Annotated in this window: 11 protein-coding genes; 10 read left to right on the forward strand and 1 reads right to left on the reverse strand. The window is 35.0% G+C overall.

Translation table 11 applies throughout. The features are described from left to right. Position 1: 1 nt before the first annotated feature. The 4 genes from EV145_RS06305 (at position 2) to EV145_RS06320 (ending at position 7,602) form a co-directional block, all read left to right on the forward strand. Positions 2 to 922, forward strand: a complete 921-nt coding sequence (locus EV145_RS06305; protein WP_035647078.1) for a family 2A encapsulin nanocompartment shell protein — start codon at positions 2 to 4, stop codon at positions 920 to 922. Next, complete coding sequence (locus EV145_RS06310; protein WP_133524379.1) at positions 906 to 2,837, forward strand: family 2A encapsulin nanocompartment cargo protein cysteine desulfurase; 1,932 nt, start codon at positions 906 to 908, stop codon at positions 2,835 to 2,837. The genes EV145_RS06305 and EV145_RS06310 overlap by 17 nt, the downstream gene beginning before the upstream one ends. Positions 2,838 to 3,212: 375 nt before the next feature. Further along, positions 3,213 to 6,197, forward strand: coding sequence for a SusC/RagA family TonB-linked outer membrane protein (locus EV145_RS06315; protein WP_133524380.1), 2,985 nt, complete (start codon positions 3,213 to 3,215; stop codon positions 6,195 to 6,197). Between the two features lie 10 nt (positions 6,198 to 6,207). Further along, on the forward strand, positions 6,208 to 7,602 hold the full coding sequence (locus EV145_RS06320) for a RagB/SusD family nutrient uptake outer membrane protein (RefSeq protein WP_133524381.1): 1,395 nt from the start codon (positions 6,208 to 6,210) through the stop codon (positions 7,600 to 7,602). Positions 7,603 to 7,761: 159 nt separating this feature from the next. Here EV145_RS06320 and rocD read toward each other — a convergent pair whose 3' ends face one another. After that, on the reverse strand, positions 7,762 to 9,012 hold the full coding sequence (rocD, locus tag EV145_RS06325; RefSeq protein ID WP_133524382.1) for an ornithine--oxo-acid transaminase: 1,251 nt from the start codon (positions 9,010 to 9,012) through the stop codon (positions 7,762 to 7,764). 208 nt (positions 9,013 to 9,220) lie between these two features. Between rocD and EV145_RS06330 the strand changes: the two genes are divergently transcribed. The 6 genes from EV145_RS06330 (at position 9,221) to EV145_RS06355 (ending at position 15,811) form a co-directional block, all read left to right on the forward strand. Next, on the forward strand, positions 9,221 to 9,673 hold the full coding sequence (locus tag EV145_RS06330; protein ID WP_133524383.1) for an Lrp/AsnC family transcriptional regulator: 453 nt from the start codon (positions 9,221 to 9,223) through the stop codon (positions 9,671 to 9,673). A gap of 124 nt (positions 9,674 to 9,797) precedes the next feature. Beyond that, the gene (locus tag EV145_RS06335; protein WP_133524384.1) at positions 9,798 to 10,661 is read left to right on the forward strand and encodes a cyanophycinase; all 864 of its coding nucleotides are present in this window, start codon (positions 9,798 to 9,800) and stop codon (positions 10,659 to 10,661) included. A 2-nt stretch (positions 10,662 to 10,663) separates the two neighbouring features. Next, positions 10,664 to 12,862: a penicillin acylase family protein gene (locus EV145_RS06340; protein WP_133524385.1), complete on the forward strand. Its 2,199-nt coding sequence runs from the start codon at positions 10,664 to 10,666 to the stop codon at positions 12,860 to 12,862. A 101-nt stretch (positions 12,863 to 12,963) separates the two neighbouring features. Further along, on the forward strand, positions 12,964 to 13,737 hold the full coding sequence (locus EV145_RS06345; RefSeq protein ID WP_133524386.1) for a dienelactone hydrolase family protein: 774 nt from the start codon (positions 12,964 to 12,966) through the stop codon (positions 13,735 to 13,737). Positions 13,738 to 13,776: 39 nt separating this feature from the next. Continuing rightward, positions 13,777 to 14,787: a DUF3667 domain-containing protein gene (locus EV145_RS06350; RefSeq protein ID WP_133524387.1), complete on the forward strand. Its 1,011-nt coding sequence runs from the start codon at positions 13,777 to 13,779 to the stop codon at positions 14,785 to 14,787. A 7-nt stretch (positions 14,788 to 14,794) separates the two neighbouring features. After that, on the forward strand, positions 14,795 to 15,811 hold the full coding sequence (locus EV145_RS06355; protein ID WP_133524388.1) for a M28 family peptidase: 1,017 nt from the start codon (positions 14,795 to 14,797) through the stop codon (positions 15,809 to 15,811). Positions 15,812 to 15,817 lie beyond the last annotated feature (6 nt).

Here is a 15,817-nt window from a genome sequence, read left to right on the forward strand (position 1 = left end):
AATGGCAGAATCAAAACAACAACAGACCGCATTAGGCGATGTTGCAGCAAGACAGCTCGCAATTGCAACTCGTACAGTCCCACAAATTGGAACCACTTCTCCACGCTGGCTGACACATCTTTTACATTGGACACCGGTAGAATCGGGTGTGTTTCGTCTGAATAAAGTTAAAAATGCAAACCACATCGAAGTCGATTGTTCTGCACGTGACGAAAGAGTTTTACCAAACACTTTTGTTGATTATGTTGAAAATCCAAGAGAATATAATCTTGCTGCCGTTCAGACTATTGTAGAAGTTCATACGCGTGTTTCTGATTTATACAGCAAGCCATACAATCAGATCACCGAACAGCTTCGACTGGCTATAGAAACCATCAAAGAGCGTCAGGAAAGTGAATTAATCAACAACAAAGATTATGGATTATTAAGCAATGTGGCGCCTTCGCAAATTATAAAAACGCGCACCGGCGCACCAACTCCAGATGATTTAGACGAATTGCTGACTAAAGTTTGGAAAGAGCCAGGATTCTTTTTACTGCATCCGCTGGCCATTGCCGCTTTTGGGCGCGAGTGTACACGTCGAGGTGTCCCACCACCAACAATATCTTTATTTGGATCTCAATTTTTAACTTGGAGAGGCATTCCGCTGATTCCATCTGACAAACTGCCAATCGTAAAGGGAAAATCAAAAATTATTCTGCTTCGTACTGGTGAAAGCCGTCAAGGAGTTATCGGATTAATTCAGCCGGGATTACAAGGTGAACAATCTCCAGGATTATCGGTTCGTTTTATGGGAATTAATGAAAAAGCGATTGCTTCTTACTTGGTTTCACTTTATTGTTCTTTAGCTATTTTGGTTGATGATGCCATCGCTGTTTTAGAAGATGTCGAAATAGGAAAGTATCATGAGTACAAATACTAACATAAATGGTTTGCCAAACATTGACGAGCTGCAAAATCTAGCTAACGAACTGTTCAGTACGCTGCCAAATGAATTTCCAAAAGAAATTTCGCTGAGCCCAGATAAAGCTGAACATCCTCGTGCAACAAAAATTGCAGAAACACTTTTGCATGCCGGTGGTGCCAATATTATTGCCCCATTTCCAGTGCAAAGTCCGTTAAATGTAAATCCTGTTCCGCCCTCGTTTAGCGGTTTTGGAGGTTCTCCAGCGAATGCTTCTAAAAGTTCGAGCGCCTCGGCTTTGTACCCAAACGCTGGTGCAGGTTTCGATCCTAAATATGGTATTCCTTCTTCGGGAATTCCTGAAGATAACGGACTAAATATTAATAATCCGCAGACTGGTTTTAATGATATAAATTTAAAAAACAATAACACGTCACAACTTAGTGAGGAGTCGATTTTTTCATCACTATTTTTAAATGATCAGTATTTGCCTTTTCAAAGCGAAAATTCCTCTTTTGAAAACGAGTTAAAAGTTGCCTTAGAAACTGTTGATTCTTTTTTTAGAAAGCGAAACGATTTTCCGTCAAGCGGAAGTGAACTTCAAAACTCCTATTATTTTTTAGATCAGAATCCGTTTGCTTTTGATCCTAAAAATACAAATGCGATAGTTGGAAATTCCTTCGGAACAAATCCACTAAGCGGCAGTACAAATTCACATTTTAATGCCGAATTGATCAAAAAAGATTTTCCAATTTTGAGTGAAACTGTAAACGGAAAACCTTTGGTTTGGTTTGATAATGCTGCAACGACTCAAAAACCTAAATCGGTTATTGATCGAATTGCCTATTTCTACGAGCATGAAAATTCAAACATTCACCGCGCGGCTCATGAATTGGCAGCACGTGCATCTGACGCTTATGAAGCCGCTCGTGAAAAAGTAAAAACGTTTTTAAATGCAGCATCAGTAAATGAAATTGTATTTGTCCGTGGCGCTACCGAAGGAATAAATTTAGTAGCTTCAACTTGGGGCGATCAAAATTTAAACTCGGGAGATGAGATTATTGTCAGCAATCTGGAGCATCATGCTAATATAGTTCCGTGGAAAAGACTGGCTGATAAAAAAGGCTTAAAACTCCGTGTAATTCCTGTTGATGATGACGGTCAGATTTTGCTTGACGAATATGCAAAACTGCTGAATTCAAAAACACGTTTAGTAGCTTTTACGCAAGTTTCAAATGCATTAGGAACCGTAACTCCAGCCAAAAAAATCACCGAAATGGCACACGCTGCCGGAGCAAAAGTTTTAATTGACGGCGCACAATCTGTTTCGCACATGAAAGTTGATGTTCAAGATTTAAATCCAGATTGGTTGGTTTTTTCTGGACATAAACTTTTTGGGCCAACCGGAATTGGAGCTTTATACGGCAAAGAAGATTTATTAAACGAAATGCCGCCGTATCAATCTGGCGGAAACATGATTCAGGATGTGACTTTTGAGGAAATTAAATACCACAAAGCACCCAATCGTTTTGAAGCCGGAACCGGAAATATTGCCGATGCCATTGGCCTTGGCGCAGCAATTGATTATGTAACGAAACTTGGCATTGAACAAATTGGCCAATATGAGCATTATTTGTTAGAATATGCTACAAGGCTTCTCAAAGAAATTCCAGGCGTACGCTTAATTGGAACTGCAAAAGATAAAGCAAGCGTATTGTCTTTTAATTTACAAGGTTATACAAACGAGCAGGTTGGACAAGCTTTAAACAAAGAAGGTGTTGCGGTAAGAACTGGACATCATTGTGCGCAACCCATTTTGAGAAGAATGGGAGTTGAAACCACAGTTCGTCCTTCATTGGCATTTTACAATACTACGCAAGATGTTGATACTTTTATCAAGACTTTGTGGGAACTTAAAAAAGCTAAGTTTTAGAAATACAGAGATTAAATTCTCAAAAAAAATAATTACTTTTTTTGATATTTTAAGTAGTTATACCCAAAAGCGATTGTTTTCCTGAACAGTCGCTTTTTTTATTAACAAATTCATTAATTGCTTTATAAATATTAATATAGCTATTACTTTCTCTGTTTTTATGTTAATTATTCATACATACATCCTAAAAATAATCCAATCAATTAAAAATTAATCATATTAGCACTTAAATTTTTACAAATAAAAAGTTTTTAAGTGCTGAATGTTACAAATACTACAAAAATGAACTTATGTGTTATTTTTAATGTTAAAAAGAGGTTTCAACTTAACATTAATTTAAGATATTTGAGATAACTAATTTAAACCCAATAAAAAATGAAAATTAATTTAAAACATTTTTTGTGGCTTTTGCTTGTTTTAAGCGTGCAAATAGCCGTGGCTCAAGGAGGCGCAATTTCTGGTACAGTGACTGACAAAAAAGGAATTCCAATCCCGGGAGTAAATATTGTATTGAAAGGAACTAATGTCAGTACACAAACTGATTTTGACGGAAATTTCAAAATTCAAGCGAATACTGGCGATATTTTAGTTGCTAGTTATGTTAGTTTTGCGACCGTTGAAGTAAAAGCTTCTAATTCTATGACAATTCAGATGATTGAAACTCAAAATGAGCTTGAAGCTGTTCTTGTTGTAGGTTACGGTACACAATCAAAAAAGAATTTAACTGATAACATAGCCCGTGTAACGGCAAAAGACATTCAACAAGTACCTGTTGCCAACGTGCAGAATGCCCTTGTTGGTAAATTAGCCGGGGTACAAATTACACAGACAAACGGTAAGGTCGAAGGAGGAATGAATATTAGAGTTCGTGGTGCTGCCAGTATTAGCGCCAGTACGCAGCCTTTGTATGTTTTAGATGGTATTCCCCTTATCACTGATAATGAGTCTAGTAATGGGGCGCCAACAAATCCGCTGTTAACTTTAAGTCCAAATGAAATAGAATCGATTGATGTATTAAAAGATGCTTCTTCTGCGGCAATCTATGGAGCTCGTGGAGCCAATGGAGTTGTGATCATTACAACAAAAAAAGGAAAAGAAGGAAAAGGAAATTTTTCTCTAAACTTCTCTCAAGGTGTGAGTGAAGCTACTCACACAAAAAAATGGCTGAATGCAAAACAGTATGTAGAATTATTACAGGAAGCAGGCCGAAATGTTGATGATTTAGAATCTGTTGAAGATGAATTAGAATATTTGTCTCAAGGAACCGACTGGAGAAATGGAGAAATTGATACAGACTGGCAAGATATTGCTTTACAGACCGGTTATACCACTGATGCCGACTTTTCTGTTTCGGGAGGTGATGACAAAACAAAATATTTCTTTTCTGGAGCTTATAACAATACAATCGGTATAATTGACAGCAATAGTTTAGAAAGAATAACAGCACGATCAAATGTGTCGCATAAAATTACAGAACGCTTTACAGCTGGAATGAATATCGGTTTTTCGAGATCTGTTATTGACAGAGTTCAAGATGACAATTCATTTTCTACACCTATGCAATCTGTAGCACAAGCTCCAATTTCGCAAGCGAGACTAGAAGATGGAACTCCAAATCCAAATACAGAGTATGTCAATTATTTATTAGCAAAAGACAATACTTCTTGGAAAACCATTATGCGAAGAGTTACAGGAAAAATATTCGGTGAATTAAAACTAGTAAAAGGTTTGAAATTTAATTCCGATTTTGCTTACGACTTATTAACTCAGACCGAGGATTACTGGCAAGGTAAAAATGCACCATTTATGGCTACGGACGGAGCTGTTTTTGCAACCTCTGTAAACACTGAAAGTTATGTTTTCAGTAATTACTTTACATACGATCACACTTTTGGTGAAAACCATACTATAAACGCTGTTGCAGGTATGGAATTCAATAAATATAATAGACGATACCAAGATGTAAACAGTATTTATTTCCCTAATGATGATTTCCACACTGTTGATGGCGGTGCCGAAGTAAATGAAGGACACGGCAGCGAAACTGATTATGTTTTTGTTTCTCAATTTGGCCGATTCAATTATAGTTTCAAAAATAAATATCTTTTTAAAGCAAGTGTCCGTCGCGATGGATCATCACGTTTTGGAAAAAATGAACGCTTTGCAGTTTTCCCTGCGTTTTCTGCCGGATGGGTTATGTCACAAGAAGAATTCTTAAAAGACAATACCGTTTTAAGTTATTTGAAATTAAAAGCAAGCTGGGGTGAGGTCGGAAATGCGGAGGTTGGAAATTTTGCCTCACGCCAATTATACAGACCTAACTCTTATAATTTAAAATCAGGGTTAACTTTTAGCCAAGCTGGAAATAACAATCTTACTTGGGAAAAATCTTCTCAAACAGATGTTGGTGTTGAAGTTGGATTCCTTAATAAAATCAATTTAGAAGTCGATTATTATGATAAACGTACGAACGGTCTTCTATTTGAGAAACCTTTAGCCCCAAGTTCTGGTGCAACATCGATCAATACAAACATTGGAGAAATAAAAAGCAGCGGATTTGAAATTACTTTGAATACAAAAAATGTTGAAACAGAAAAATTCAAATGGACTACTAGTTTCAACCTTACAACAAACAAATCAAAAGTAAAATCATTGCCAAATAATAATACTGATGTTATTACAGATTACAACATCAATCGTGTTGGAGAATATATTTCATCATTTTATTTAGTTGAATATGCTGGTGTTGATCCAGCAAATGGAGATGCTCTTTTTGTAAAAAACACAGCAAATGCCGATGGAAGTATTGACAGAAGCACAACTAACGATTACAGTGAAGCCAAAAGAATTGTAGCTGGAAATCCTTTCCCTACTTTAATGTCTGGATTAACAAATACAATGAATTATAAAAACTTTGATTTCAATTTCACATTTCAAGGTGAATGGGGAGCAAGTATCTATAACTCTGCCGGAACATTCCAGTCAACTGCTGCAGATTATTTTGACAACCAAACAGCAGATCAGTTAAATCGCTGGCAAAATCCAGGCGATATTACAAATGTACCTCAAGCAAGATTTGGAGGTTCTAACGGAACACAGGAATCTACCCGTTATTTAGATAAAGCAGATTTTATACGTTTGCGTAACGTTACATTAGGTTATTCTTTACCTAAGGAAACCGTAAATAAAGCGGGAATGAGCAGTTTAAGAATTTATTTTACAGCTGTAAACTTGCTTACTTTTACAGGTTATGAAGGTACAGATCCCGAAGCACGAAGAGATGACTCAGGAATTGGAGAGGATTTTTACTCTGCACCACCTGCAAGAACTATGGCAATTGGAGTAAATATTAATTTTTAAAAAGAACAAAATGAAAGCAAATAAATTAATCTTACTTATAATTTTTGCAGTCTTTTTCACAAGCTGTGAAGACGAACTAAACTTAGATCCTAAGCAGTCTGAAGATGCTTCAGTCACTTTAAGTACTGAAAGCGGTGTTACAAATGTTCTTACTGGCACGTACGCACTTGCTGCTAACGGAAATGCTTATGGTGGACGCGTTTTGCTTTATGCAGATTTACTTGGCGTGACAGGTTCGCTAAGCACAACCGATTTAAGATGGCGCGGAAGTTTTGGCGAACTTCGACAAATGTACCTCAAAACAATGCTTTCTGACAACGTAATTATCGAAGGTACTTATTCTAGACTTTACTCGATGATTAATGCCGCAAATACGGTTATCGAAAATATCGACAAAATTAAAGATCCAGACAAAAAAACGGTTATGATTGGCGAGGCTAACTTTTTAAGATCATTAGCCTATTTTGACTTGGTTCGATTTTTTGCAAAACCTTATGTTGCTGGACAAGCTAATTCCCAATTGGGAGTTGTAATTAGGCCTAATGCGATTTACGATTTCAGCGTAGATCTTTCAAAAGAAAGAAGTACTGTCGACGAAGTTTACAAGGTGATCATTGATGGATTAAATTTAGCCTATAATAATCTTCCTGAAGAAAACAGCTTTTACGCTGATAAATATGCTGCTAAAGCTTTATTAGCAAGAGTTTATTTGCAACAGCAAAATTATGCAGCGGCTAGAGATGCCGCGAATGATGTTATTGAAAACAGTGGACATGCATTATCTCTTAAATATGCAGATGCATTTAATCATGACTCTGATAAAGCCGAAGATGTTTTTGCCATTCAAATCACAAAACAAACAGGTTTAAATGATGCTGTAACTTTTTATGCTTCTGAAGGAAATGGCGGACGCGGAGGAGATTTTTCTATACGAGATACTTATTTAGATAAATTCAGCGATCCTGATGACAGAGCGGTATTCAATTATGAAAATGAAGATAACGGAAGGCTTTTGACTTCTAAATTCACTGATCAATTTGCCGATCTGCCAATTATCCGTTTAGCTGAAATGTATTTGATTAGAGCTGAAAGCAATTTACGTGCTGGAACTTCAGTAGGAAATACACCTTTGGACGACATTAATATTATTCGTTCAAGAGCAAACGCAGATGAATTGCTAACTGTGACTGTTGATGATATTTTATTGGAACGCGAATTAGAACTAGGTATGGAAGGATTTTTAATTCATGACATCCGCAGAACAAAACGTTCAATCGATATCAGCACAGATGGTGATGGTTCCGAAGTTCTTCCATATGATTCAAATAGATTGGTGTTCCCTATTCCATTAAAAGAAATGGATACCAACAAAAAAATCACTCAAAATCCAGGCTACGGAAGTTAATTTCTAGTTTTGAGGTACAAAGTGACAAAGTAACAAAGGTTCAAAGGTTTATAGAATACTATAAAACTTTGAACCTTTTCAATTATAATTGATAAAAAACCTCAGAATCTCAGAATCTTAGAATCTTAGCAACTTAGAATCTTAGCAACTTAGAATCTTCTATCTAAACTCATTCAAAGATTTCTCAACAATTTCAAGACATTCCTGAATTTGAGTTTCTGTCATCACTAATGGCGGAGCCAATCTAATTTTGTTTCCGTGAGTAGGTTTTGCTAATAAACCGTTGTCTCTGAATTTTAAGCAAATTTCCCACGCTAAATCAGAATCTTCATCAGTATTAATTACAATCGCATTCAAAAGTCCTTTTCCGCGAACAAGCGTAATTAAGTTATTCTTTTCAGCAATTTTATTTAAACCTTGTCTCAAAATAGCACCTAAACGCTCTGCATTTTCAGCTAGTTTTTCATCTTTTATAACTTCCAATGCTGCAATCGCAACCGCAGCTGCAACAGGATTTCCACCAAAAGTAGATCCATGCTGACCCGGTTTGATCACATTCATTATTTCGTTATTTGCTAAAACAGCCGAAACAGGATACACACCTCCCGAAATTGCTTTTCCTAAAATCAAAATATCAGGCTGTACATTTTCGTGGTGAACTGCCAATAATTTTCCTGTACGAGCGATTCCTGTCTGAACTTCATCGGCAATAAATAAAACATTATGTTTTTCGCATAACGCTTTTGCTTTTGCCAAATAACCTTCTGATGGAACATAAACTCCAGCTTCACCTTGAATGGGCTCAACTAAAAATCCAGCAATATTTTTTGAAGAATCTAAAGCTTTTTCAAGTGCTTCAAGATTATCGTATTCAATTTTTATAAATCCGTCTGTAAACGGGCCAAAGTTTTTACGCGCCGTTTCATCGTTAGAGAATGAAATAATCGTAGTGGTTCTTCCGTGGAAATTATTCTCACACACAATAACCTGCGCTTGATTTTCAGGAATACCTTTCACTTCATACGCCCATTTTCTGCATATTTTTAGTGCTGTTTCAACTGCTTCAGCACCTGTATTCATTGGTAATACCTTATCAAAACCAAAATAATTGGTTATATATTCTTCATAATTCCCCAATTTATCATTGTAAAAAGCACGCGAAGTCAAAGTCAGTTTTTGCGCCTGATCGACCATTGCCTGCACAATTTTAGGATGACAATGTCCTTGATTTACTGCTGAATAAGCTGATAAGAAATCATAATATTTTTTTCCGTCTACATCCCAAACATATACACCTTCTCCTTTTTCTAAAACCACAGGAAGCGGATGATAATTATGAGCTCCGTATTTATTCTCTTTTTCAATCAAAATTTCAGATTTCGATGAAAGTATATTTTCTGTATGTGTCATAATATATTATTTTCAAATGCAAAAATATCAAAAAATAGTAAATACACCATAAATAAACCAAAATTAAACACTAATATCATTAAAAAAAGTCAAATTTATCTTTTATAGTCAATAAAAAATAAATATCACCAAACTACATCTTCTATTTTATTCCCTTTTATTGAAAAAAATAATTACTTTTATAAATCAAAAAAGAAGATTTAAAACAATGGATATACTAGACGAATTCGATATTAATATACTGAAAGAATTGGAAAAAGATGGGCGCATGGCTTATTCAGCTATTGCTGCCAATTTAAAAATTTCAAATACCATGGTGCATCAGCGTATTAATAGAATGATCGAGCAGGGTGTCATTGGTGGTATAAAACCAATTATTCAAGAAAAAAATATCGGTTACGACTGGGCTTCCTTTACCGGAATCACACTTAACAAAGATTCTGATTCTGATCGAATTATCGAAGAAATGAAAAAAATTCCCGAGATAACAGAGTGTTATTATGTTACCGGTTCTTTTACACTCTACATTAAAATTATTGCAAAAAACCATGAACATATGCGTAAAATTCTTTACGATAAAATTGACAGCATTCCTGGTATCGCAAAAACAGATTCGATCATTGAATTAGGCTGTGCTTTTAAAAGAAATATTTCACTATAAATCTCTTAAATAAAAAACTCGCTGGATGGAAGGATGCAGTGTTACACTATGCTAAAACATTATTGCGCCTCTAATTCTTCGCTTTAGATTTTTTAGAGAATCAGCATAATTAAAGACCAAAACCATGAAAAACCCGTTTCTTTCTAAATTTCCTTTTCAAAAATTGATTTTGACTTTATTGCTATTGACAAGCTTTTTGGTGCAGGCGCAAAACTCAAAAGGAAAATTATTCATAATTGGCGGAGGCGAACGTTCTGATGCTTTGATGAAACAGGCTTTGGCTGTAGCCGAATTAGGAAAAAAAGATTATATCGTCGTTTTGCCAATGTCAAGCGAAGAACCAGACAGTTCTTTTATTTTCTTTAAAAATCAAATGGTGAAATTGACGCAAAACCCCATTGTAATGCTGAATTTCAATGCAGCAACGGCGCAAAATAAAAAACTGACAGATTCTGTTCAAAATGCAAAATTGATTTTCATCAGCGGCGGCGATCAAAGCCGTTTTATGGCCGTGGTTCATAATACTCCAATCAAAACTGCAATTCAAAAAGCATACGAAAACGGAAGTACAATTTCTGGAACCAGCGCCGGAGCCGCAGTAATGTCGGAGAAAATGATTACGGGAAATCAGAAATTAGAAAAGGAATATTCAGGAACTTTTGATAATATTCGCTATGATAATTTAGAAACTTCAGAAGGTCTGGGATTATTGAAAACAGCCGTTATTGATCAACATTTTTTAAAGAGAAATCGTTACAATCGCCTGCTTTCAGCTTTAGTTGAATTTCCTGATTTAACCGGAATTGGAATCGATGAAGCGACCGCAATAATTGTTCGAAACAATGAAATTGAAGTTGCTGGAGAAAGTGAAGTTATTGTGGTACGAAAACCAAAAGGCATCAAAAAATCAAAAAAGAATAATCTCATTTCGATCGAAAATTTACAAATGAGCATTTATATCGCCGGTCAAAAATTTAATATAAAATAATCATGCATTCTTATTCCAAAATCATAAAATCATTATTTTTTATTTGTCTTAGTTTTCAACTTTCGGCACAAAAAATCAATCCGAAAGAAATTGAACGCTTAGAAAAATCGGCAAAACAAGTAACTATAATTCGAGATAATTGGGGAATTCCGCACGTTTACGGAAAAACAGATGCCGACGCCGTTTTTGGATTGTTATATGCACAATGCGAAGACGATTTTAAGAGAATCGAAATGAATTATATTGAAAAACTCGGCCGACTTTCAGAAATAAAAGGGCAATCTGTTTTATATAATGATTTAGAAATCAAACTTTTAATCGATACTGACGAAGCAAAAGCTGACTATAAAAAAGCACCTCAATGGCTAAAAAAACTCCTTAACAGTTATGCCGATGCAATCAATTTTTATTTATACAAACATCCAGAAGTAAAACCGGCACTTTTAACGCATTTTGAACCGTGGTTTCCTTTGCTTTGGACCGATGGAAGTATTGGCGCCATTAGTACTGCGGATCTTTCGACAGCCGAGTTAAAAGCTTTTTATTCTGGAAATAATGATAAAGTTGCGTATGTTGAACGAGAAAAATATGTTCAGACCGGCTCAAACGGATTTGCATTTGCACCATCAAAAACCGCTGACGGAAATGCCATTTTATACATAAATCCGCATACAACTTTTTATTTTAGACCAGAAGTTCAAATCACTAGTGAAGAAGGCTTGAATGTTTATGGCGCTGTGACTTGGGGGCAATTTTTTATTTATCAGGGTTTTAATGACAACTGTGGCTGGATGCATACCTCATCAAATGTTGACGTTGCCGATATGTATGCCGAAAAAATCATTGATAAAAAAGGAAAGCTATTTTATGAATTCGATAATAAACTCCTTCCGGTTATCGAAAAAGAAATCACAATTAATTATACTGAAAATGGAAAATTGATTCCGAAAAAGTTCAAAACCTATTTTACTAATAACGGGCCAATTATGGCAAAACGCGACGGAAAATGGATCAGCTTAAAATCAAATAATCGATCAATGACCAGTTTAATCCAAAGTTGGGTACGAACAAAATCTAAAAACTTTGACGATTATAAAAAAGCAATGGACCTAAAAGCCAATACGTCAAATAATACCGTTTACGCAGATAGTAAAGGAAATATAGCGTATTGGCATGGAAATTTTATCCCAATTAGAGATAAACATCTAAATTGGTCTAAAGTTGTTGACGGATCGATTTCTTCAACACAATGGAAAGATTTACACGAAGTTGATGAAACTGTTCATGTTTATAATCCTATAAATGGCTGGCTTCAAAATTGCAACTCCACTCCTTTTTCAGTTGCTGGAGAAAATAGTCCTAAAAAAGAGAATTATGCTGCTTATATGGCGCCAGATGGAGAAAATTTTAGAGGAATTAATGCAGTCCGTATTTTCAGCAAAGGCAATAAATATACTTTAGCCAAAGTAATTGCCGATGGCTACGATTCTAAATTATCTATTTTCGAAATATTGATTCCGAGTTTAGTCAATGTTTTCGAAAAAAATGTAAGCCTAGAATCCCCAGAATATATGGCATTAAAAGAACCAATTTCAATTCTGAAATATTGGGATTATTATGCTAAAGAAAATTCGGTGGCAACCACATTAGCCGTTGAATGGGCTTATAAATTAGACCCAATTATACTAAAAGCATATATTGATGAAGGCCAATTAGACCAAGTTGAAAACACGAGGAATTTTGCAAAAAATGCTACAACATCGCAAATGATTCCACAACTGCAGACAGTTTTAAAAGAATTAGAATCAAAATTTGGAACATGGCAAGTAGCTTGGGGTGAAATTAATCGTTATCAGCGTTCAAGCGGTGCAATTGATTTAAAATATGACGATTCAAAACCTAGTTTGCCAATTGGTTACGGCCCCGGTTCTTGGGGAAGTCTGCCATCATTTAAAAGCAGTTACCAAAATGGTTCTAAAAAACGTTACGGATATAACGGAAACAGTTTTATCTGCGCAGTGGAATTTGGCCCAAAAATTAAAGCAAAGTCATTATTAGCAGGTGGAAACAGTGGTAATGAAAACTCAAAACATTTTATTGACCAGGCTGAAATGTATCGAAAAGGCCAATTTAAAGACGTTTTATTCTATAAAGAAGATGTCATTAAAAATGCCGAAAAAACCTATCATCCCGGAGAATAATTTTGACAAGAAAAATCATAACAAACAAACCTTGGAAGAACTTTCTTTCGAGGTTTTTTTATAAGATAATATTTCTGATATTTGTTTAAAATTGTAAATCGATGAAAAATTCAGCCCTTCTTATTTTTGCTACCATATTGTTTTCTAACACTATAAGCGCACAATTAAAAACCGTAAAATATGCCGATGGAAATCAGGCATTAAATGGTTTATCTATAAAACCAGCTAAAAAAAGCAGTCAGAATCCTGGTATTTTACTTTTGCCAGCTTGGCTTGGAATTGATAATGCTTCAAAAGGAATTGCCCAAGATTTATCAAAATTAGGCTATCATGTTTTTATTGCCGATATATATGGAGAAGGAAATTATCCAAAAAATACTTCGGAAGCAGGAAAACAGGCAGGTTTCTACAAAACTAATTACGAGGCTTACCAAAAAAGAATCAACGCTGCTTTGCAGGAATTAATTAAATCTGGAGCAAATGCTGATAACATTGTTGTTATTGGTTATTGTTTTGGAGGAACTGGAGTTCTTGAAGCTGCGCGCGGTCATTTAAACGTAAAAGGAGTCGCTTCATTTCACGGCGGTTTAGGAAAAGATGCTTCAAGACCGACAACCCCAATTACTGCAAAAGTCTTAGTTTGCCACGGTGCCGATGATCCATTTGTATCTAAAGAGGAAGTTGCTGCTTTCCAGCAAGAAATGCGCGACTCTAAAGCCGATTGGCAAATGATTTATTATGCTGATGCTGTTCACTCGTTTACAAATCCAGAAGCTGGAAGCGACAATTCTAAAGGAGCTGCCTATAATCCTGTTGCAGCAAAAAGAGCTTTTGAGCACTTAAAATTATTTCTTGACGAAGTTCTAAAAAAATAAAACCTTAACTAAACCAAATCAAAATCAACAAATTAACCAATGTCACATAGTCCCATTAGAAAAGATAAAACCTGTTTGAACTGCAGGCACGTTGTAGAACAGAAATTTTGTCCAAACTGCGGTCAGGAAAACACAGATACCCGCAAAACATTTCATCATTTATTTATTCATTTTTTTGAAGATTTAACGCATTATGAAAATGCATTCTGGAAGACCATTAAAAATCTTCTTTTTAAACCTGCCACTTTAACTAAAGAATATTTGTCCGGAAAAAGATTATCCTATCTGGCCCCTGTTCGTCTTTATATTTTTATAAGTTTTGTTACTTTCCTTCTAATTGCCATGTTCCCTAACAAGGTAACTGAGAATCTTACTAAAGGTGAAAATGAAATCAGTTCAAATTTTGAGAAATCCAGCAAAGATAAAACTGAAAATTTGAAAGATAAAAACTACCTTGAATCAAAAACAATGAAACAAGTCAATAAAAATTACTTTCAATTAAAAACAATGAAAGAAATTGACTCTATTCAAAAGTATGGAAAAGAGAGCGAAAAACTTTCTGATTTTCAATATTGGGTTTATGAAAAAGCAATACATGTTACTGAAAACAATACCAAGAAACAAATTATAGAGAAATTCATAGAATCTTTTATTCATAATATTCCGAAAATCCTCTTTATAATAATGCCTTTCTTTGCCTTTTTCTTATGGATTTTCCATAACAAAAAGAAATGGTACTACTTTGATCATGGTATTTTTACCTTACATTATTTCTCCTTTTTGCTTTTAATTTTTCTCCTATTATTTATTATCACTAAAATAATTGGCTTATTTGGAGAAAACGGCGCACTTACAGTCATAGGTAATCTAATTAATTTCGTTGGGATTGTCTGGATGTGTTATTATTTTTATCCGGCACATCATCGTTTTTATGGCGAAAGCAGAATAGTTTCATTTGTTAAAAGTTTTATCTTATTTTTTATAAACTTCTTTTTTATCCTATTTTTACTCGTTTTTTATATGCTATATATATTTATCAACTTACACTAACTAATCAATGAAAAAAATTGTAATTCTATTACTAATTGCTTCAGCATTTTCATGTAAAAATGCACAGTCTGTTGCTTCAAAAGACAATTCAGACCCAACCAAATACATGAACAGCATTACAGCAAAAGACTTAAAAAAAATGCTTTATGTTGTTGCTTCTGATGAAATGGAAGGCCGTGAAACTGGATCGAAAGGACAGAAAAAAGCTGGACTTTACATGATCGAGCAATACAAAAAAAATAAAATTTCGTTCCCAAAAGGAGCAACAGATTATTACCAACATATTCCTGCAGCTTTTTTAAATGCAAAACGCAATGAAAATTTACCTGATTCAGAAAACATCTGGGCATACATTGAAGGTTCTGAAAAACCAGATGAAGTTTTGGTAATTTCTGCACATTATGATCACGTCGGAATCAAAAATGGCGAAGTCTACAATGGAGCTGATGATGATGGTTCTGGAACTGTAGCCGTTATGGAAATCGCAAAAGCATTTGCAAAAGCTAAAAAAGAAGGACACGGACCAAAACGTTCTATTTTATTTTTACATGTAACGGGTGAAGAACATGGTTTACACGGATCACGTTATTATTCTCAAAACCCTTTATTTCCAATTGCAAATACAATTACTGACATCAATATTGATATGATTGGCCGTCGTGACGTTGAACATGCTAAAACAAACAATTATGTTTATGTAATTGGTGCTGACAGACTTTCATCAGATTTACACAATGCTGTTGTCGCTCAAAACGAGAAATACATCAAAATGGACTTGGATTTTAAGTTTAATGATCCTAAAGATCCAAATCATTTCTATGAGCGTTCTGATCACTATAACTTTGCGAAATTTGGTATTCCTGCTGTTTTCTTCTTCAATGGAGTTCACGAAGATTATCACGGAAAAGGCGACGAACCAGAAAAAATCGAATACGATGCTTTAGCAAAAAGAACACAATTAGCATTTGTTGTTGCCTGGGATTTAGCTAATAGAGAGAATAGACCGGTAGTTGATAAGAAATAAGTTGCT

It is taken from the genome of Flavobacterium sp. 245, from assembly GCF_004362055.1.
Classification (GTDB): Bacteria; Bacteroidota; Bacteroidia; order Flavobacteriales; family Flavobacteriaceae; genus Flavobacterium.